Source organism: Aeromonas sp. S8(2024) (assembly GCF_041403085.1).
Taxonomy (GTDB): Bacteria; Pseudomonadota; Gammaproteobacteria; order Enterobacterales; family Aeromonadaceae; genus Aeromonas; species Aeromonas dhakensis.
In genome coordinates this window covers 488,829-507,175 of record NZ_JBGLRF010000002.1, presented here as the reverse complement: position 1 = coordinate 507,175, position 18,347 = coordinate 488,829, and the positions used below count along the sequence as shown (strand labels likewise).

Here is an 18,347-nt window from a genome sequence, read left to right as displayed (position 1 = left end):
GCTTACAACTCCTGCTTCCAGTTCTGGGTGCGCAGCACGTCGGCAAAGACGCCCGCAGCGGTCACTTCGGTACCGGCGCCATAGCCGCGCAGCACCAGCGGGATCGGCTGGTAGTAGGTAGAGAAAAAGGCGAGCGCGTTCTCCCCATCTTTCACTTTAAACAGCGGCTCGTCGGCACCGACCGCCTTGATGGCGACCTTGCACTTGCCCCCCTCGATGGAACCCACGTAGCGCAGCACCTTGCCCTGAGCTTGCGCGGCCGCGAACTGGTCGCGGAACCAGCCGTCAGCCTCCGGCAGGCGAGCCATGAAGGCTTCCACGTCGCCGCTGACGTCGAAGCCTGGCGGCAGCGCCTGCTCTACCTCGACATCGGACAGCTCCAGCGCCATGCCGGCCTCGCGAGCCAGAATGAGCAGCTTGCGGGCCACGTCCATGCCGTTGAGATCGTCGCGCGGATCCGGCTCGGTAAAGCCGTTGCCACGGGCAATCTTGGTGGCGTCGGAAAAGGCCATCCCCTCGTCCAGCTTGCCGAAGATAAAAGAGAGCGAACCGGAGAGCACACCGTCGAAGGCGCGCAGCTTGTCGCCGGCCTTGATCAGGTTCTGCAGGTTCTCGATGACCGGCAGACCGGCGCCCACGTTGGTCTCGTACAGGAACTTGCGACGGGTCTGACGAGCGGTGCGGCGCAGCGCCTTGTAGTAATCGAGCGACCCGGTATTGGCCTTCTTGTTCGGGGTCACCACGTGGAAACCGGCGGCGAGGAAGTCGGCGTACTGGACGGCGATGGCCTCGCTGGAGGTGCAATCGACGATCACCGGGTTGATGAGGTGACTCTCTTCCACCAGCTTCTTCACCGCTTCCAGGCTGAAGCTGTCGCGGGCCTCCACCAGCTGTTCGCGCCAGTTGGCGAGGTTCAGGCCATCCTTGTTGACCGCCATCTGGCGGCTGTTGGCGATGCCCACTACCCGAAGGCCAGTGCCCTGCTCGGCCAATACCGGCTGCTGGCGGGCAATCTGATCCACCAGGGCCGCGCCGACACCGCCGACGCCGACCACGAACAAGTCGATGAACTGCTGGCTGCCGAAGAAGTTCTGGTGGCAGGCCTTGATGGCTTCGGCCACCTTGCGATCCCGCACCACCGCCGAGATGGAACGCTCGCTCGAGCCCTGGGCAATGGCGACGATGTTGATGGAGGCCTGAGCCAGCGAGGTGAAGAAGCGGGCCGCCATCCCCTTTGAGGTGCGCATGCCGTCACCGATGAGGGAGATGATGGCGAGATCCTGCATGATCTCGAGCGGATCCAGCAGCTGATTCTTGAATTCCAGCTCGAACTCGCGCTCCAGCACCTTGCGGGTCTTGTCGCAGTCGTAGCTGTGGATACAGAAGCTGACGCTGTACTCGGAGGATGACTGGGTGATGAGGACGATGCTGACCCCGGCGCGGGAGACGGCGGAGAAGATGCGGCCAGCCATGCCCACCATGCCCTTCATGCCGGGGCCGGATACGTTGAACATGCACATACCGGAGAGATCCGAGATGGCCTTCACTTTCAGGTCGTCATCCCCCTGCTCGACGCCGATGAGGGTGCCCGGCCCCTGCGGGTTGAAGCTGTTCTTGATGAGGCAGGGAATGTGGAACTGGGCCACCGGCGCGATGGTTTTCGGGTGCAGTACCTTGGCACCGAAGTAGGAGAGCTCCATCGCCTCCTTGTAGGAGAGGGTTTTCAGCAGATAGGCGTCCGGCACCAGGCGCGGGTCGCAGTTGTAGCAGCCCTCGACGTCGGTCCAGATCTCGCAGCACTCCGCATCGACACAGGCGGCCAGGACGGCGGCGGAGTAGTCGGAGCCGTTACGGCCCAGCAGCACGGTTTCGCCCTTGTCGCTGCCACCGGTGAAGCCCGGCATCAGGTAGAGACAGTCGGAGCGCAGGCCCTTGGCGGCGAAGCGCAGGCGGGAGGCTTCGATGTCGACGTGAGCTTCGAGGTAGCCGCCGTCGGTCACCAGCAGCTCTTCTGGCACAATGACGTCCAGCTCGAGGCCGCGCACCCGAAGCAGTTCGTGCATGAAGGCGATGGAGAGGTTCTCGCCCCGGCTCAGGATGCGAGCCTGCACGTTGTCCGGGCAGAGCCCCAGCAGGCGGATCCCCTGCATCAGCCGCTCCACCTGATCCAGTTCGCTGGTGAGACGGGCCTGCAGCGCCTTGTCATCCAGCGCCGGATAGGCTGCCTTCAAGCCGGCCAGCAGGCGGGAGAAGATGCCGTTGATCTCAAACAGGGTGCTGCTGGCATCCATGCCGCGGCTGGTCTGCTCCACCAGGGCCACCAGGTGGTTGGTCACCTTGGCCGGTGCCGACAGCACCAGGGCAACCTGGGATTGGCCGTGGGTATTCACCGCGATATCGGCGACCCGTAAAAAACGCTCTGCATCGGCCAGTGACGACCCGCCAAACTTCAACACTCTCATCGCTATCTCCCTGTATTCCCTGCAAATTGATCCGCTAATCGGTCTGAAAACTGTCTAAAAACAACCCAACAAAAAAGGCCCGTACTGGGTGGGTACGGGCCTTTTTCTGATTTCTGTGCTTGTTCGTCAGCGCATCAACCGGCCCCAGTGCCACCTGTGGTGGTACCGGTAATAATGGTGGTGGTGATGACGCTGGTGAATAACTGCATGACGAACACTCTTGAACGAAGCTGGCTTTTAGCAATACCGCGCCGGGCGCCGGGCTGTCAACCTAAACCTCTTTGCCAAGTTTGCGGGCAAGGTCTTTGCAGAGCAGATGGAGCATGTTCAAATCCCGCTGCGGCAGCATGGGCACTCGGTCCATCACCCACTGATGCAGTTTTTCATCCTGTGAAACTCCGAGTTCACCGAGAATTTCTGCTGTTTTGCTTTTCAGCACCCGAACCTGTCCGGCGTTATCAATATTTTCTGCTAGCGCCTCGGGCTCATCAAGCAACTGGCTCAGCTCGTAGGCGTACAACATGATCGCCTGGCCCAGGTTCAGGGACGGGTAGCTCACCTTGAGCGGCAGATAGCTGATGAGGTCGACCTGGGCCAGCTGCTCGTTGGAGAGGCCCGACTCCTCGCAGCCAAACACGATGGCGACCTTGTCCAAGGAAGGCTTGGCCTTGATCTGGTCACGGATCTCGGCCGGAGTGAGGTAGTGCTGGTAACGGCCGCGCTGGCGGGCAGTGGTGGCCACCACCAGATCCATGTCGGCCAGCGCCTCCTCCAAGGTGTCGAACGCCTCGGCCTGGGCCAGGATCTCCTGCGCACCGTGGGCCACCCAGCTCGCCTCCTCCTCTTCGTGCACCCGGCTGGCCACCAGTCGCATGGCATCAAAGCCCATGGTTTTCATGGCGCGGGCGGCGGCGCCCACGTTGGCAGGGCGGGCGGGGGCCACCAGCACAAAATAGAGTTTCATCGGGTCTTCTCCTGGGCAGGGCCGAACGTGCAAACCACAGCGGAACGTCGGCAAAACAGGGGCGCAATCTACCGTTTTCACCCGAAAATTGCCACTTGAACAGACGTTTGAATGTTGCCATAGTGGCCAGGAATGTGGACAAATTGCAGCCAATCCCAGGCGCCATCGGCCCGACAGATCACAAGGAAGAGAGAGATGCAGCAGCCATTGGAACAGGCCGTCGCCGAGACGATTCTGCAACGCTTCGAGTCGTTTTACAGCCGGTTTCTCGAAATCACCCAGGGCAGCAAGAGCCGTTTTGAAAACAGCGACTGGCTGGGGGTGCAGCTGGCGGGGCGCGAGCGCATCCGCCTCTATGACCACCACGTGGGGGCGACGGCCGGCTCCATCCGCCAGATGATGGGAGAACACCACGCCACCCAGGAGCTGCTCAAGCGGGTCAAGGGGGCCTTCAGCGACCTGCTGCCCAAGTGCGAGAACTTCGAGGTGGCGGAATCCTTCTTCAACTCCGTCTACCGCCGCATCTTTCGCCATCGCAACATCCGCGACGAGAACCTCTACATCCACCCCTTCGTCAGCCGCGGTGACAAGCCCGATCTGAGCGCATTGCTGCGCATCTATCGCACCGATCTCGCCCACCTGCCGCAGACTCTGAGCCAGCTGCTCGGGGATTACAGCTTCACCCTGCCCTATGAGGACAAACAGCGGGATATTGTCGATATCCATCGTCATCTTGCCGAGAACGGCCCGCATATTCTGCACGATGAGCCTTTCGCCATCGAACTATTGAGAGAGGTCTTCTACCGCAACAAGGGGGCCTATCTGGTGGGGCTGATCCGGGCAAGGGAGCAGGTCTTTCCCTTCATCCTGCCCCTGCTCAGCACCGGCCAGAGCATCTATGTGGATACCGTCATCTTCGAGCCGGATCTCGCCTCCATCGTGTTTGGCTTCGCCCGCGCCTATTTCATGGTCTATGCCCCGGTGCCGGCACTGTTCGTCGCCTTCTTGCGCCAGATCATGCCCCACAAGCCGGACTACGAGATCTACAACGCCATCGGCTGCCAGAAGCACGGCAAGACCGAGCTCTATCGCCACTATCAGCACCATCTGGCCCAGAGTCGCGAGCAGTTCGTCATCGCGCCGGGCATCAAGGGAATGGTGATGAGCGTGTTCACCCTCCCCTCCTACGACGTGGTGTTCAAGGTGATAAAAGATGAGTTCACCCCCCCCAAGGACGTGAGCCACGAGCAGGTGAAGGCGAAGTACCGGTTGGTAAAGCAGCACGACCGGGTGGGCCGCATGGCCGATACCCAGGAGTTCACCAACTTCGAGTTTCCCCTCGATCGCATCTCGCCGGAGCTGCTGGCCGAACTCAAGGCGGTGGCCCCCTCGGCGCTCACCATCACCGCCGACAAGCTGGTGATCAAGCACCTCTACACAGAGCGCAAGATGATCCCGCTCAACCTCTATCTGGACAAGGCGGACGAGCAGCAGACCCGGCTCGCGCTGGAGGAGTACGGCAACGCCATCAAGCAGCTGGCGGCGGCCAATATCTTCCCGGGGGACATGCTGTTCAAGAACTTCGGGGTCACCCGCCACGGCCGGGTAGTGTTCTACGACTATGACGAGATCTGCTACATGACGGAGTGCAACTTCCGCCAGATCCCGCCACCGCGCTACCCCGAGGACGAGTGGAGCGCCGAGCCCTGGTATTCGGTCGCCCCCAACGACATCTTCCCCGAAGAGTTCGCCACCTTCCTGCTGCAAAAGCCGCAGGTGCGCGAGATCATGCTGGCGCTGCACAAAGAGATGTTCGACGCCAACTACTGGAAGATGCTGCAGAGCAACATCAAGGAGGGGGTGTTCGAGGATGTCTATCCCTACCGGCGCAAGAAGCGTTTCAAGTTCCAGCGCGGCGGCTAATCGATCCGCGCCCGTTGCAAAAGGGAGTGCAAATAGCAAAAGGGACGCCGTGGCGTCCCTTTCTGCATCCGGCTGCGTGCGCTACGACAGCCTCTGACAAAAACGTCAGTTACTTGGCGACAGGCATGGCATCGAAGGTGAGCAGTGCCGCCTTGTTGGCGTCGCTCAACACCAGCTGCTGGCCGCTGATCTGGAAGCTCGCCACTTTCTCCAGCGTCTGCAGGTAGAGCATCTCCTTGCCGGCCAGCTCGCCCATGCACATCATGCGGGTCGATCCCATGGGGCCCAGCGCCAGCACGCCGTCACCCTGCTGGGTGATGCTGCCGAAATAGCGGTTGCAGCCGCCTTTGCCCGCCACCTTGTCACCGGCCACTTGCAGGGTAAAGGTGTCGCCGCTCGCCCCTTGCAGTTGCCAGGTGGAGGCTTGCAGTTGCGTCAGTTTGGAACCAGTGGCCATGGCGCAGCCCCCCAGGGCCAGCGCGGCCAGCAGAGTCAGTTTCTTGTTCATGGATTCACCTCTCGATATCAGCGAAATAGGGGAAGAAACAGGATGATGGGGGCCTGTGTATCATGAGACCAGAGCAAATCAAAACTGTTTTATTGTGATCGGGGTTCCCTTTACTAACAGCTGGCATGTGCCATGCTTGTATTCCTGTTCCGGACCCAGGGAGGGGAAAAGAATGGTCAAATCATCCGTCATCGCACTCGTCTCATGCCTCAGCCTCACCGCCCAGGCCGCCGACTGGGATTTCCTCAAGAACGACACCGACAGCCAGCTCTACGTCAAAAGCTACTCAGGCGTGCTGCTCGGCAGTCAGACTCATCACAACGACAGTTTCGATCTCTGGCTCATCAATACCGGCTATCAATATCCGCTGCACGATGGCGTCAGCCTCTACATGGAAGCGGGCCCGGCCATCGGCCCCAGCAGCGAGCAATCCGGTTACAACCTGAGCTCGGGGGTGCGCTACCAGCTCTCCCCCATGCTCAACATCGGCAGCCAGCTCAAACAGCTGGAGGTGAACAAGCCCAGCACCCTGCTGGAGCTCAACACCAGCCTGCTGTTGACCCCGCAACTGGCCATCACCGCCAACTACGGCGTCAGCGCCTTTCGCACCGAACAATCCCTCAGCGTCGGGGTCGGCTTCAACTTCTAGCGAGATCAGATAAGCCGGGTGGCGCTCACCAGCACGCCGTTGAGATCGGCGTAGACGTAGTCACCCGGATGTATGGTCACCCCGGCAAACGACACCACCGCATCCAGCTCACCCAGCCCCCGCTTCTCGGTCTTGACCGGGCAGGGCGCCAATGCCTTGACCCCCAGCGCCAATGTCGCCAGCGTGCCCACGTCGCGCACGGCGCCGTAGATCACGATGCCTTCCCAGCCCTGCTCCGCCGCCTTGATCGCCAGCTGATCGCCGAGCAGAGCGCGGCGCAGGGAGCCGCCGCCATCGATCACCATCACCCGCCCCTGCCCGGGTCGGTTGACCAGCTCCCGCACCAGGCTGTTGTCCTCGTAACAGGAGAGAGTGACCGCCTGGCCGTGAAACAGCGCCTTGCCACCGAAATTTTGAAACAGCGGCTCCGCCACCTGCAGAGCATCGCCGTACTCGTCGCAGAGATCGGGCAGTAGATCCAGCATCATAAGTCTCCTTCCATGGACATGAATTCGCTCATTCTTTCATCAAGCAGAGCCCCTGACAATCCAGTGGGATTCAATTCTGCCCAGATGGTGTGGCTCCCCCGCCAGCAACACCGGCAGCAGCCAGAGCTCCCCCTGTTCCACCCAATAGATGGCATTCTGACCAAAACGGGCTGCCAGCCGGATGGCCTCGCTGCGCGGGCAGGCCAGCAGCAGCGACGACTCCTGCCAGCTTTCATCCAGCGAACTGCCCCGGCAAGGTCCCATCACCTGCCAGCCAGGCATGGCTGCAATGGCTCGCCGCAAGGCCCGCTGACGGCGGGTATTGCGACGCATTCCCAGCTGGTGACTGGCCGGATTCCAGGCCGTCACTATGGCGTAAGCAGGCCATTTCGGCGCCGAAAAGGGTGCAATAAAGCAGATTTTTCTGTAGTTTTCCCACAAATTCATGTCAACCACATGTTACATTCCATTACATTTTATAGGGGCGAAAATGGGGGCAACCCCAAGTATCATGCTGTGAACTCAGGGTTTGACCTATATCAAACCAGAGTTAAAAAGTTGCTATCTGACGGCAAAGAGTGTTGTTATGCGCCTGTTAACTGATAAAATGCAGCCACTTTTGTAATGGACTACCTTTCCAGGCTTCTCTCGATCAGACTTATTGAGAGCCTATGTGTGGCACAGGGATGTTTGCCAACGCTGATGCCAAATTCGCGATAATCCGACCTGATATTCATACCCAGGATGACGTAATTAATTTTCAGGACCGGTCGGGTAACGCCAAAGAGTGTTAAAATTTAGATAATTAACTGATAAGAATCTGGGAATACTCATGCAAACACCACACATTCTGATCGTCGAAGACGAACTGGTCACTCGCAATACCCTGAAAAGCATCTTCGAGGCAGAGGGCTATATCGTGCTCGAAGCCAACAATGGCGACGAGATGCATCAGGCCCTGACTGCCCACACCATCAACCTGGTGATCATGGACATCAACCTGCCGGGCAAGAATGGCCTGCTGCTGGCTCGTGAGCTGCGTGAGGACGACAACATCGCTCTGATGTTCCTGACCGGTCGCGACAACGAAGTGGACAAGATCCTGGGTCTGGAAATCGGCGCCGACGATTACATCACCAAGCCGTTCAACCCCCGCGAGCTGACCATCCGTGCCCGCAACCTGCTGAGCCGCACCATGAACGTGGCCGCCGGTGGCGAAGAGAAGAAACTGGTGGAGCGTTACCTGTTCAACGGCTGGGCACTGGACATCAACAGCCGCGCCCTGGTCAGCCCGGCTGGCGACATGTTCAAGCTGCCGCGCTCCGAGTTCCGCGCCATGCTGCACTTCTGCGAAAACCCGGGCCAGATCCAGACCCGTGCCGAGCTGCTCAAGAAGATGACCGGCCGTGAGCTCAAGCCCCACGACCGTACCGTGGATGTCACCATCCGCCGCATCCGCAAGCACTTCGAGAGCGTCAACGACACCCCCGAGATCATCGCCACCATCCACGGCGAAGGCTATCGCTTCTGCGGCGAGCTGGAGCAGGAGTAATCCTCCCTCCCGAGTTGAAAAGGCGCCGATGGCGCCTTTTTCATTGCTGCTTATTTCAGGAGTGCCGGTCAGATAGTGAGCCCCGCCCAGAAACGGATAACAAAAAGCCCACTCGCAGGAGTGGGCTTTTTGCATCAAGGCTGGAGCGGGCAGCGGGAATCGAACCCGCATCATCAGCTTGGAAGGCTGAGGTAATAGCCATTATACGATGCCCGCCTGGCATCAAAACTTGCTTGGTGTGATGGGGAAACCCCACGACAGACAGCCGTTTCGGCTGAGGTGACAACAGCCTTGGCCATTATCAGGAATTTGGAGCGGGTGATGGGAATCGAACCCACGTATGCAGCTTGGGAAGCTACCGTTCTACCATTGAACTACACCCGCGTCAGGGCCTCTACTATATGCATTTTGCCGCCGAGCGCAATCACCCCGATACGGTTTTTTACCATAAATCAATCTGTTCGACCAACTAATGAGCAGCAAGCCGCTTTTTCCATCAATCGTTTTCACCGGCCGGAATTTACAAGGTTGCCAAGCCTGGGGGGCGAGGATAGTCTTGCGCCACTCGACGCGAGGATGGTGGTAATGGATAAAAAAACGCAAAAACGACTCTATGGCTGGTTGCGCAATCAATCAAGCCACGGCCGGCGCTGGATCGGCCTCTCCATCGGTTTTGGCCTGGGGCAGGGCATCCTGATGGTGGCGCAGGCCTGGCTGCTGGCCACCCTGCTGCACGGCTTCATCATCGAAGACGCCACCCCGGCGGGATCCATTCCCCTCTTCATTACCCTGCTGCTGGTCACCCTCGGCAAGGCGGTGCTGGCCTATGGCCGTGAGGTGGCCAGCTTCAAGGCAGGCAGCGCGGTGCGCCAGGCCATCCGCGAGCTGGTGCTCACCCGCCTCGGCCGGTTGGGACCGGCCTACATCCAGCGTCGACCGGCCGGTAGCTGGGCCAGTCTGCTGCTGGAACAGATTGAAAACATGCAGGATTTCTTCTCCCGCTACCTGCCGCAAATGGCGATTGCCGTGTTCATTCCGGTGGTGATCCTGGTGGCCGTATTCCCGGTCAACTGGGCCGCCGGCCTCATTCTGCTGGGCACGGCGCCCCTCATTCCCCTCTTCATGATCCTGGTGGGGGTCGGCGCCGCCGATGCCAACCGCCGCAACTTCCAGGCGCTGGCCCGTCTCTCCGGCCACTTCCTCGATCGCCTCAAGGGGCTGCGCACCCTGCAGCTCTTCATGCGCACCCAGGCGGAAGGGGATGCCATTCGCGATGCCTCGGAAGATTTTCGCGAACGCACCATGGAGGTGCTGCGCCTTGCCTTCCTCAGCACCGCCGTACTGGAGTTCTTCGCTGCCCTCTCGGTGGCGCTGGTGGCCGTCTACTTCGGTTTCTCCTATATCGATCACCTGAACTTCGGCCACTATGGCACCAAAGTTACCCTCTTTACCGGCCTGTTCGTGCTGTTTCTCGCTCCCGAGTTCTACGCCCCGCTGCGCGAGCTCGGCGCCCACTACCACGCCAAGGCGCAGGCCATCGGCGCCGCCGAACAGCTGCTGGAGTTCCTCGAGGCCGAGGTGAGTGAACCCGCCTCAGGCAATGCGCAGTTCCATGCCGACTCCCCCATCAGGGTGGAAGCCCGCGCCCTGGAGGTGCTGAGCGCCGAGGGCAAGGTGCTGGTCGGCCCCATCGACTTCACCCTGGCGTCCGGCTCGCGCACCGCCCTCATCGGCATCAGCGGCGCCGGCAAGAGCTCGCTGGTCAACGCCCTGCTCGGCTTTGCCCCCTATCGCGGCGAGCTCAAGGTCAACGGCCAGGAGCTGGCCAGCCTCGACATGAGCCAGTGGCGCAGGCAGCTGGGCTGGCTCTCCCAGAACCCGCAGCTGTTCCACGCCTCGCTGCGCGACAACCTGCTGCTGGCCAAGCCCGCCGCCAGTGACGGCGAACTGGAAGAGGCCCTGAAACGGGCCCAGGCATGGGAGTTCGCCATGGAGAAGGGGCTCGACTATGCGGTGGGGGATCAGGCCGGCGGCCTCTCGGTCGGCCAGGCCCAGCGCCTCGCCCTGGCTCGTACCCTGCTCAAGTCCACCCAGCTGATGGTGCTGGACGAGCCGACCGCCAGCCTGGATCGCCACTCCGAGCGAGCCATCATGGCCACGCTGGAGCAGGTCATCGCCAACCAGACCCTGCTGATGATCACCCACCGCCTCGATCAGCTCACCAAGATGGACCAGATCCTGGTGCTGGAGCGTGGCAAGCTGGTGGAGCAAGGCAACTTCCAGCAACTCAGCACCGCGCAGGGGCCGTTTGCCCTCCTGCTCTCCCAACGTAACGAGGGTTCTCTCGATGACTGATCTCTTGCCGTTTCTGCGCCTCTATCGCCAGCACTGGCTCAGCCTCTCCATCGGTCTGCTGCTGGCACTGGTCACCCTGGCGGCCGGGATGGGACTGCTGTCGCTCTCCGGCTGGTTTCTCTCCGCCGCCGCCGTGGCGGGGCTGACGGCGGCCACCCGCGATCACTTCAACTACATGACGCCGGCCGGCGGGGTGCGCTTCTTCTCCATCATCCGCACCGCCGGCCGCTGGGGTGAGCGAGTGGTGAGCCACGACGCCACCTTCCGGGTACTGACCCGGCTGCGGGTCTGGTTCTGGCAAAAGCTCTCGCCGCTCTCCACCGGCGCCCTGGCAGGCTTTCGCCAGGCAGACCTGCTCAACCGGCTGGTGGCCGACATCGACGCCATGGACCACGTCTACCTGCGGCTGGTCACCCCCATCGGTGCGGCCCTGCTCAGCACCGCCGGTCTGGTGCTCTTTCTCTCCTTCTTTGACAGTGAGCTGGCCCTCACCCTGGGCGCCATCCTGCTGTTTGGCATGATTGCCCTGCCGCTGGTGTTCTATTTCCTCGGTCGCAAGCCCGGACAGGCGCTGATAGCGGAAAAATCGCGCCTGCGTACCCGTCTGGTGGACTATCTGGACGGCCAGGCCGAGCTGCAGATGTTTGCCGCCGCCCCCCGGGCGCGCGAAGAGCTGCAGCAGGCCGAGCAGGCGCTGATCCAGGCCCAGGCCCGCATGGCCCGGGTGAGCGGGCTGGCCAACGGCTCGGTGCAACTGCTGAGCGGCTGGACCCTGACCCTGATGCTGTGGCTGGCCGGCCACGGGGTAGCGGGCGCTGCGCCGGATCCCATCACGGCGCTGATGGTATTCGCCACCCTGGCCAGCTTCGAGGCGCTGATGCCGCTGGCCGGTGCCTTCCAGCACCTCTCCACCAGCCTCACCTCGGCCCGCCGCCTCAACGAGATCCTGCAAGAGGCCAAGGCCCCCGATTGGGGCCACGAAGAGCGCCACGCGCAACAGGGGGCGCTGCAGATAAACGACCTCTATTTCAGCTACCCAGGCAACCCGCAGCCGGTGCTGCGCGGCTGCACCCTGCAGCTGCAGGCCGGCGAAAAGCTGGCGCTGCTGGGCCAGACCGGCTGTGGCAAGTCCACTCTAATGGGACTGCTGACACGCGAATGGCACCCGCAGGCCGGCAAGATCCTGCTCGATGGCAAGCCGCTCACCGACTACAGCGAAGGGGCGCTGCGCGCCTCTCTCTCGGTGGTGAGCCAGCGGGTGCACCTGTTTGCCGATACCCTGCGCGGCAACCTCAAGCTGGCCGCCCCCCATGCCAGTGACGAGCAGCTGGTGCAGGTGCTGACCCAGGTCGGCCTCGCCAACCTGCTGGAAGATGACAACGGCCACAGCGACAGCGGGCTCGATGCCTGGCTGGGGGATGGCGGCCGGCCGCTCTCCGGTGGCGAACGCCGCCGCATCGGCATCGCCCGCGCCCTGCTGCACGACGCGCCGCTCTGGCTGCTGGATGAGCCGACCGAAGGGCTCGACAGCCAGACCGAGCGGGAGATCATGGATCTGCTGTTCAAGCTGGGGGCAGATCGCACCCTGCTGCTCATCTCCCACCGTTTGCTGGGGCTGGAGCAGATGGACCGGATCGCCCTGATGGAAGAGGGGCAGATCCGCCTCTGCGCCCCCCATCAGGCGCTGCTGGCGGACGACTACTACCGCAGCCTGCATCAGCGGCTGACGCCGACCTGATCAGCAACGAGAGAGGGGCGCCCGGTGCGCCCCTCTCTCGTGACAGCAGGCCTGTCATCTCTGCCGGCAGCGTGAAGCTGCACAGGCAACACACAGCCGGCTCCTGGTCACACCCCGTCCATACGGCTAAAAATGGGGCTGGTCGCCACCGTCGACTGGCCCCTATAATGGCCCCTTCGCTATTCCACAAGATGCCGACATGGAGCACCTGCGCCTTGCTACTGTCCTCATCACCGACACAAGATACGAGACGATGAAACGCCTGATCCTGATGATGCCCCTGATTGCCTCCGGCTGCGCCGACTTTGCCTTCAACAGCAATCTGGACAAAGAGAACTTCGACGAGTACTTCAAGCCGGGCAGCGTTCAGATCTATGAACAGGGCCAGCTGGCCGATCTCAACTACCTCTACCTCGGCACCGTCGAAGGAGAGTCCTGCCAGAGCGATGCCAAGCAGCCGATCCCCAACGCCGGTGAGGCCCGTACCCTGGCCCGCCGCCGCGTGGCCGACATGGGCGGCAACGGCGTCACCTTCGACAAGTGCGCCGAATTCAGCGACACCCCGGGTTGCCTGAAACAGGTGATCTGCTACGGTCAGGCGCTGAAAGTCGCCACCGAGAAATAAGCGTCAACTGCAAGGAGCCTGCATGGCACTGGCCATCGTTCGCCTCGGCACACCCCGCCTGCCCGACGAGGGACTGCGGATCGGCACAGTGCGCCGCCCGCCCCGCGGCGTGCCCAAAACCGAGTTTGCCAGCCAGGATTGGTACGATGTCTGGTTCCCCAATCTCGCCCCCAGCAACGACACCATGAAGCTGGGCCAGGCTGCCGAGACGCCCGCCCAGTGGAGCGCCTTCTGCAAACAGTACAAGGCCGAGCTGGCCACTCCCGCCGCCAGGCACGATCTGGCGCTGCTGGCCGCCCTCTCCCACACCACCAACCTGTCGGTGGGCTGCTACTGCGAGCAGGAGTCCCGCTGTCATCGCGCCATCTTGCGCGAGCAACTGACCGCCGCCGGCGCCGCCATGCGCGCCGAGTAACGCCGCTCACGCCAGACAGAAAAGGGCATCTTGCGATGCCCTTTTGCTTTGCTGCCGCACTTGCCGGCTTCTAGCGGACCAGCTGACGCAGCCGCGTCTCCTGCTCGGCGGTGATGCCGGCGGCCACCACGGCGTCCGGCGCGCCGGCCAGCCACTCGGCCACATCCGCCACCGTCTCCTCCAGCGGCCGAAAGTTGAGGCCCTGCACGATGGCCGCCTCGGCGCTGATGAGGCCATAGCCGGCATACTCGGGCTGTGCATTGGGCAACAGGGTCGGGTAGCTCTGCCAGGGCTCCACCCCGGCGGCCAGCAGCGCGGGCCAGGGCGCCCACTCGGGCAGGATCGCAGTGGCGGGGGCCAGCCTGGCGGCCAGGCGATCCACCCAGTCGCTCAGCGCGATGCCCGGCTTGACCAGGTTGAAGATGCCGCTCAATTGCTGCTCGGCGGCCCGCAGCACAAACTCGGCGCAGTCGCGCACATCCAGATATTGCAGCCGATCTTCCCCCTGCCCCGGCAGCAGCCAGAGGCCGCCTCGCTGCACCCGCGTGATCCACCAGGCCAGCCGACCGGTGGGATCATGGGGGCCGCACAAGACGCCCGGGCGCAAGATGCAGAGCCGCTCGCCCCAGCGGGCACGATAGGTCGCCTCGCACAGCACCTTGAGGGGGCCATAATCTTCCGGCAGCTCCCCCTCGGCAATCTCGTGCAGCGGCGCCGACTCGTCCTGCCCGGGTTGGGCGAAGTCGCGATACACACTGATGGTGGAGATGAAGATCAGCCGCTCGCAGCGCCCGAGCAGGGCGGCTGAGAGGCTCGCCGCCTGTTCGGGACGATAGCAGCAGGTATCGATGGCCAGATCCCAGCCATCCTGATGATGATGCAGCGGGGTCAGGTCCTGATCCCTGTCCCCCTGCAGCTGGGTGAGCTCGCGCCAGTCCGGATGCTGGCGCCGGCCACGATTGAACAAGGTCACCTCGTGGCCCCAGTCCAGCGCCAGTGAGGCGAGATGGCGACCCAGAAATCCGGTGCCGCCGATGATCAGCAGTTTCATCCCTGTCTCTCCTGTGCGGCGCGGCCCATCCTCGATGGCCACGCCGGTTGTGCCGGCCCGCCCTGCCAGCGGACGGACCTTTCACTCTTCCTGCGCTCACCCTACGCAAGTTGGCGGCGCGATACAGCCTTCGGGCGGCCGGGATGGGAGCAAGATCACGGCAAACGGAGAGCCACCGGCTGGCGGGCAAGCCTGCGTTTTAAGGGCTGCTGTGCTACATTGCCGGGGTTTTCAGTCAGGATCCGCCATGAAGTTCGAAATCGACACCCTGGGTATCATCCGCTCTCCCTACAAGGAGAAGTTCGCCATCCCGCGCCAGCCCGGTCTGGTCAAATCGGCCCGCGCCCGCCTCGAGCTGCTGCCCCCCTACGATCAGCCGGACGTGCTGCGCGGCATCGAGCAGTTCTCCCACCTCTGGCTCAGCTTCGTGTTTCACCAGACCATGGCGCAGGGCTGGCACCCGACGGTGCGCCCGCCGCGCCTCGGCGGCAACGAGCGGGTCGGGGTGTTTGCCACCCGCTCCACCTTTCGTCCCAACCCGCTCGGCCTCTCGGTGGTCGAACTGCACGGGGTCGGCCGTGAGCGCGGCAAGCTGTGGCTGGAGCTGGGGGCGGTGGACCTGCTCGATGGCACCCCCATCGTCGACATCAAGCCCTATGTTCCCTATGCCGACAGCCTGCCGGATGCCCGCGGCGGTTTCGCCCCCGATGCCCCCACCCCGCCGCTGGCGGTGAGTTTCAGCCCCGAGGCGGAGCAGCAGCTGCAACCCTGGCTCAAGGCCCATCCAGAGCTGCGCCTGCTGGTGAGCGAGGTGCTGGCCCAGGATCCCCGCCCTGCCTACAAAAAGGGCAAGCCGGATGACAAGGAGTACGGCGTCAGGCTGTTTGACTGCAACGTGCGCTTTCGCATCAGCGAGCCCAGTTGCCTGGTGCTCGCCATCGAGCCGGCCCAGTGAGCCAGCCATAAAAAAAACCACCCATGCGGGTGGTTTTTTGTCAGTCGTGATCCTTGTGCCTGAGGGCAATCTGGCGAAATTCCTCCTCGCAGGCGAGGAAGGCGTCGACGATGGCCGGATCGAAATGGCGGCCACGCCCCTCCACTATGATGGTTCTGGCCTGCTCATGGCTGAAGGCGGGCTTGTAGACCCGTTTTGAGATGAGGGCGTCGTAGACATCCGCCAGCGCCATCAGCCGCCCCGACAAGGGGATCGCTTCCCCCGCCAGCCCGGCCGGATAGCCACTGCCATCCCACTTCTCGTGGTGAGTGAGGGAGATCTCCCGCGCCAGCCGCAGGAAGGAGTTGGAGCCGAGCTGGGCTTCGGCGCTCGCCAGCGCATCGGCGCCAATCTGGGGGTGGCGCTTCATGATGGCGAACTCCTCGTCCGTCAGCTTGCCCGGCTTGAGCAAGATGGCATCGGGAATGCCCACCTTGCCCACGTCGTGCAGCGGCGCCGACTTGAACAGCAGATCGATGGTGGCATCGTCCAGCGGATAGCGCTCCCAGTCGCTGCGGCTCAACTGCTCCGCCAGCACCTTGACGTAGAACTGGGTGCGGATGATGTGGGCGCCGGTCTCGTTGTCGCGGGTCTCCGCCAGCGAGGCGAGCCCCAGGATGGCCACGTCCCGGGTCAGGTTGAGCTCGTCCTGGCGCGCCTTCAGCTCGCCGATCATCTGGTTGGTGCCGGCGGCAATCAGGCCGAACTCATCGTCACGGATCACCGGCACCCGCGCCTCCAGATCGCCGCACTGCACCTGGGCCATGGCGCGAGTCTGATGCATCAGGGAGAGAGTCAGGTTGCGACCATAGCCGCGAATGATGAGCCAGAGATAACCGAAGGTCACCACCATCACGAAGGCGATCTCCAGCAAGATGTAGTGCTGGGCATCGAGCCGCGGCAGGCTCTTGTCCACCGTGACCAGCCACTCCAGATCCTTGTTGAACAGCAGGAAGAACACAGCGCCAAGCAGGGTCAGGGTGGTGAAGGCGAACAGGGAGAACTTGCGGGAAACCGGCATGGCCAGCGGCTGGTTCAGCACCAGACAGGCCTGATGTTCCCGCAGCTTGGCCCGCTGCCAGTCCCGCTGCAGCGACAGATCCGCCGCCACCAGGAAGCCCAGGGTGCTCATCCCCAGCAGGATCTTGAGGTGGCTCTCCAGCGGAAAATCATACCGGATACCGTTGTAGCCAGAGAGCAGCAAGGCCCCCAGCAGGTAGAAGCCCACCTCCAGCCCGAAGCCTCCCAGCCCCTGACCGGACAGCGTCACCTTGCGCAGCAGCTGATCGCGCAGGACAAACATGATGCCAAAGGTCACCAGCGCGGGCCCCAGCAGCTGGGGCAGCGTCAGGCTCTCCAGGAATGGGCAGACCTGCAGCCCGTAAAGACAAAACAGTGACAGTGTCACCCCGTAGTGAAGGGCGCAGCGCCCCGTGATCCTCTGCATGATTCCACCCAAACCTTATCGTCATGACGGCGGGGAGATGACCCCGCCCCTCACAGGCGCCGCAACAACAGGCTCCCGATCGAATAGCCGGCGCCAAACGAGCAGAGCACGCCGCGGGCCCCCGCGGGAAGGTCGCGATTGTACAGATGGAACGCGATAATGGAACCCGCCGAGCTGGTGTTGCCGTAGCTGTCGAGGATCACCGGCGCCTCCTGCTGGCTGGCATCGTGGCCGAGCAGCTTGCGGGCGATGAACTGGTTCATGGTCAGATTGGCCTGGTGGAGCCAGAGCCGGTTCAGGGAATCCGCCGCCCAGCCCTGCTCATCGAGCTGGCCGGCGATCTGGTCGCACACCAGCGGCAGCACCTCCTTGAACACCTTGCGCCCCTGCTGGCGGAACAGCTTGTCGTCACCGTAGCGGGTGCGCGGGCTGAGCCGGTTCAGGAAACCGAAGTTGTTGCGGATGTTGTTGGAGTACTGGGTCATCAGCTTGCTGGCCACCAGTTGCCAGGGGTTGGCCACCTGACAATCGGCCTCCCGCTCCAGCAGCACGGCGGTACAGGCGTCACCGAAGATGAAGTGGCTGTCCCGATCGCGAAAATTGAGGTGCCCAGAGCAGATCTCCGGATTGACCACCAGCGCGAGTCTGGCAGTGCCGGCCGCCAGCATGTCCGCCGCCGTCTTGATGCCGAAGGTGGCGGAGGAGCAGGCCACGTTCATGTCAAAAGCCATGCCGCTCGCCCCCAGATAGTGCTGCAGCTCGATGGAGAGCGCCGGATAGGGGCGCGGCATGTTGGAGGCAGCCACTATCACCAGATCTATTTCCCCCGGCTCGCGACCGGCGGCAATCAGCGCCTGCTCAGCGGCGGCCACCGCCATCTCCACCATGATGGAGGGCTTGTCATCGGGTCGCTCGGGCAGCAGCGGCTGCATGATGTCGGGATCCAGCACCCCCTCCTTGCTCACCAGATAACGGCTCTTGATGCCGGAGGCCTTCTCGATGAATTCGCTGCTCGAATGCTGTTTGGCGGGCAGCTGGCCGGCGTCGATGGCGGAAGCGTTCTCCTCGTTGTAGAGATCCACGTACTGGTTGAAGGCGGCCACCAGCGCTTCGTTGCTGACGGCAAAGGGAGGGGTATAGAGGCCTGAGCCACTGATCACGATAGAGGTCATCTTT

16 protein-coding genes, 2 tRNA genes and 1 other annotated feature are annotated in these 18,347 nt (G+C 62.7%); of the genes, 8 read left to right on the top strand and 10 right to left on the bottom strand.

What is annotated here, in order from left to right; translation table 11 throughout:
• Positions 1–2: 2 nt before the first annotated feature.
• Positions 3–2,462: a bifunctional aspartate kinase/homoserine dehydrogenase I gene (gene thrA, locus ACB031_RS06910; RefSeq protein WP_371139246.1), complete on the bottom strand. Its 2,460-nt coding sequence runs from the start codon at positions 2,460–2,462 to the stop codon at positions 3–5.
• Positions 2,463–2,530: 68 nt separating this feature from the next.
• Positions 2,531–2,661 (bottom strand) — a sequence feature (Thr leader region).
• 72 nt (positions 2,662–2,733) lie between these two features.
• Positions 2,734–3,426, bottom strand: a complete 693-nt coding sequence (locus ACB031_RS06905; protein WP_371139245.1) for a tRNA/rRNA methyltransferase — start codon at positions 3,424–3,426, stop codon at positions 2,734–2,736.
• A 195-nt stretch (positions 3,427–3,621) separates the two neighbouring features.
• On the opposite strand from ACB031_RS06905, the gene aceK reads away from it, so the two are divergent.
• Positions 3,622–5,349, top strand: coding sequence for a bifunctional isocitrate dehydrogenase kinase/phosphatase (aceK, locus tag ACB031_RS06900; protein WP_042009064.1), 1,728 nt, complete (start codon positions 3,622–3,624; stop codon positions 5,347–5,349).
• A 109-nt stretch (positions 5,350–5,458) separates the two neighbouring features.
• Here aceK and ACB031_RS06895 read toward each other — a convergent pair whose 3' ends face one another.
• Positions 5,459–5,857 carry an META domain-containing protein gene (locus ACB031_RS06895; protein WP_139753136.1) on the bottom strand — a complete coding sequence of 133 codons (399 nt, stop codon included), beginning with the start codon at positions 5,855–5,857 and terminating at the stop codon, positions 5,459–5,461.
• A gap of 172 nt (positions 5,858–6,029) precedes the next feature.
• Between ACB031_RS06895 and ACB031_RS06890 the strand changes: the two genes are divergently transcribed.
• Positions 6,030–6,506, top strand: a complete 477-nt coding sequence (locus tag ACB031_RS06890; protein ID WP_017765734.1) for a hypothetical protein — start codon at positions 6,030–6,032, stop codon at positions 6,504–6,506.
• Positions 6,507–6,511: 5 nt separating this feature from the next.
• Here the strand turns inward: ACB031_RS06890 and ACB031_RS06885 are convergent, their stop codons facing one another.
• Entirely contained in the window at positions 6,512–6,991 is a 480-nt protein-coding gene (locus ACB031_RS06885) for a putative 4-hydroxy-4-methyl-2-oxoglutarate aldolase (protein WP_010633331.1), read from the bottom strand.
• Between the two features lie 42 nt (positions 6,992–7,033).
• Positions 7,034–7,450 (bottom strand): DUF3293 domain-containing protein, encoded by a 417-nt coding sequence (locus ACB031_RS06880; protein WP_017786364.1) that lies wholly within the window; start codon positions 7,448–7,450, stop codon positions 7,034–7,036.
• Between the two features lie 376 nt (positions 7,451–7,826).
• On the opposite strand from ACB031_RS06880, the gene arcA reads away from it, so the two are divergent.
• A complete protein-coding gene (arcA, locus tag ACB031_RS06875; RefSeq protein ID WP_010633329.1) occupies positions 7,827–8,546 on the top strand; it encodes a two-component system response regulator ArcA in 720 nt (239 codons plus the stop codon).
• 141 nt (positions 8,547–8,687) lie between these two features.
• Here the strand turns inward: arcA and ACB031_RS06870 are convergent.
• Positions 8,688–8,762: transfer RNA gene (locus ACB031_RS06870), tRNA-Gly, on the bottom strand.
• Positions 8,763–8,856: 94 nt separating this feature from the next.
• Positions 8,857–8,930: transfer RNA gene (locus tag ACB031_RS06865), tRNA-Gly, on the bottom strand.
• Positions 8,931–9,131: 201 nt separating this feature from the next.
• Here ACB031_RS06865 and cydD point away from each other — a divergent pair.
• The 4 genes from cydD (at position 9,132) to ACB031_RS06845 (ending at position 13,679) form a co-directional block, all read left to right on the top strand.
• Positions 9,132–10,901, top strand: coding sequence for a cysteine/glutathione ABC transporter permease/ATP-binding protein CydD (gene cydD, locus ACB031_RS06860; RefSeq protein ID WP_371139244.1), 1,770 nt, complete (start codon positions 9,132–9,134; stop codon positions 10,899–10,901).
• Complete coding sequence (gene cydC / locus ACB031_RS06855; protein WP_371139243.1) at positions 10,894–12,639, top strand: cysteine/glutathione ABC transporter ATP-binding protein/permease CydC; 1,746 nt, start codon at positions 10,894–10,896, stop codon at positions 12,637–12,639. The genes cydD and cydC overlap by 8 nt, the downstream gene beginning before the upstream one ends.
• A 253-nt stretch (positions 12,640–12,892) precedes the next feature.
• Positions 12,893–13,264, top strand: a complete 372-nt coding sequence (gene rcsF / locus ACB031_RS06850; RefSeq protein ID WP_010633326.1) for an Rcs stress response system protein RcsF — start codon at positions 12,893–12,895, stop codon at positions 13,262–13,264.
• A 22-nt stretch (positions 13,265–13,286) separates the two neighbouring features.
• A complete protein-coding gene (locus ACB031_RS06845; RefSeq protein ID WP_005303108.1) occupies positions 13,287–13,679 on the top strand; it encodes a DUF488 domain-containing protein in 393 nt (130 codons plus the stop codon).
• A gap of 70 nt (positions 13,680–13,749) precedes the next feature.
• On the opposite strand, the gene ACB031_RS06840 is transcribed toward ACB031_RS06845, so the two are convergent.
• Positions 13,750–14,730 carry an NAD-dependent epimerase/dehydratase family protein gene (locus ACB031_RS06840; RefSeq protein ID WP_371139242.1) on the bottom strand — a complete coding sequence of 327 codons (981 nt, stop codon included), beginning with the start codon at positions 14,728–14,730 and terminating at the stop codon, positions 13,750–13,752.
• Positions 14,731–14,977: 247 nt separating this feature from the next.
• Here ACB031_RS06840 and tsaA point away from each other — a divergent pair, with 247 nt between their 5' ends.
• A complete protein-coding gene (gene tsaA / locus ACB031_RS06835) occupies positions 14,978–15,685 on the top strand; it encodes a tRNA (N6-threonylcarbamoyladenosine(37)-N6)-methyltransferase TrmO (protein WP_019839767.1) in 708 nt (235 codons plus the stop codon).
• A gap of 40 nt (positions 15,686–15,725) precedes the next feature.
• Here tsaA and ACB031_RS06830 read toward each other — a convergent pair whose 3' ends face one another.
• Both ACB031_RS06830 and ACB031_RS06825 read right to left on the bottom strand, forming a co-directional pair.
• Positions 15,726–17,171, bottom strand: coding sequence for an HD domain-containing phosphohydrolase (locus tag ACB031_RS06830; protein WP_095592303.1), 1,446 nt, complete (start codon positions 17,169–17,171; stop codon positions 15,726–15,728).
• 50 nt (positions 17,172–17,221) lie between these two features.
• A complete protein-coding gene (locus ACB031_RS06825) occupies positions 17,222–18,343 on the bottom strand; it encodes a beta-ketoacyl-ACP synthase III (protein WP_371139241.1) in 1,122 nt (373 codons plus the stop codon).
• Between the last annotated feature and the right edge of the window lie 4 nt (positions 18,344–18,347).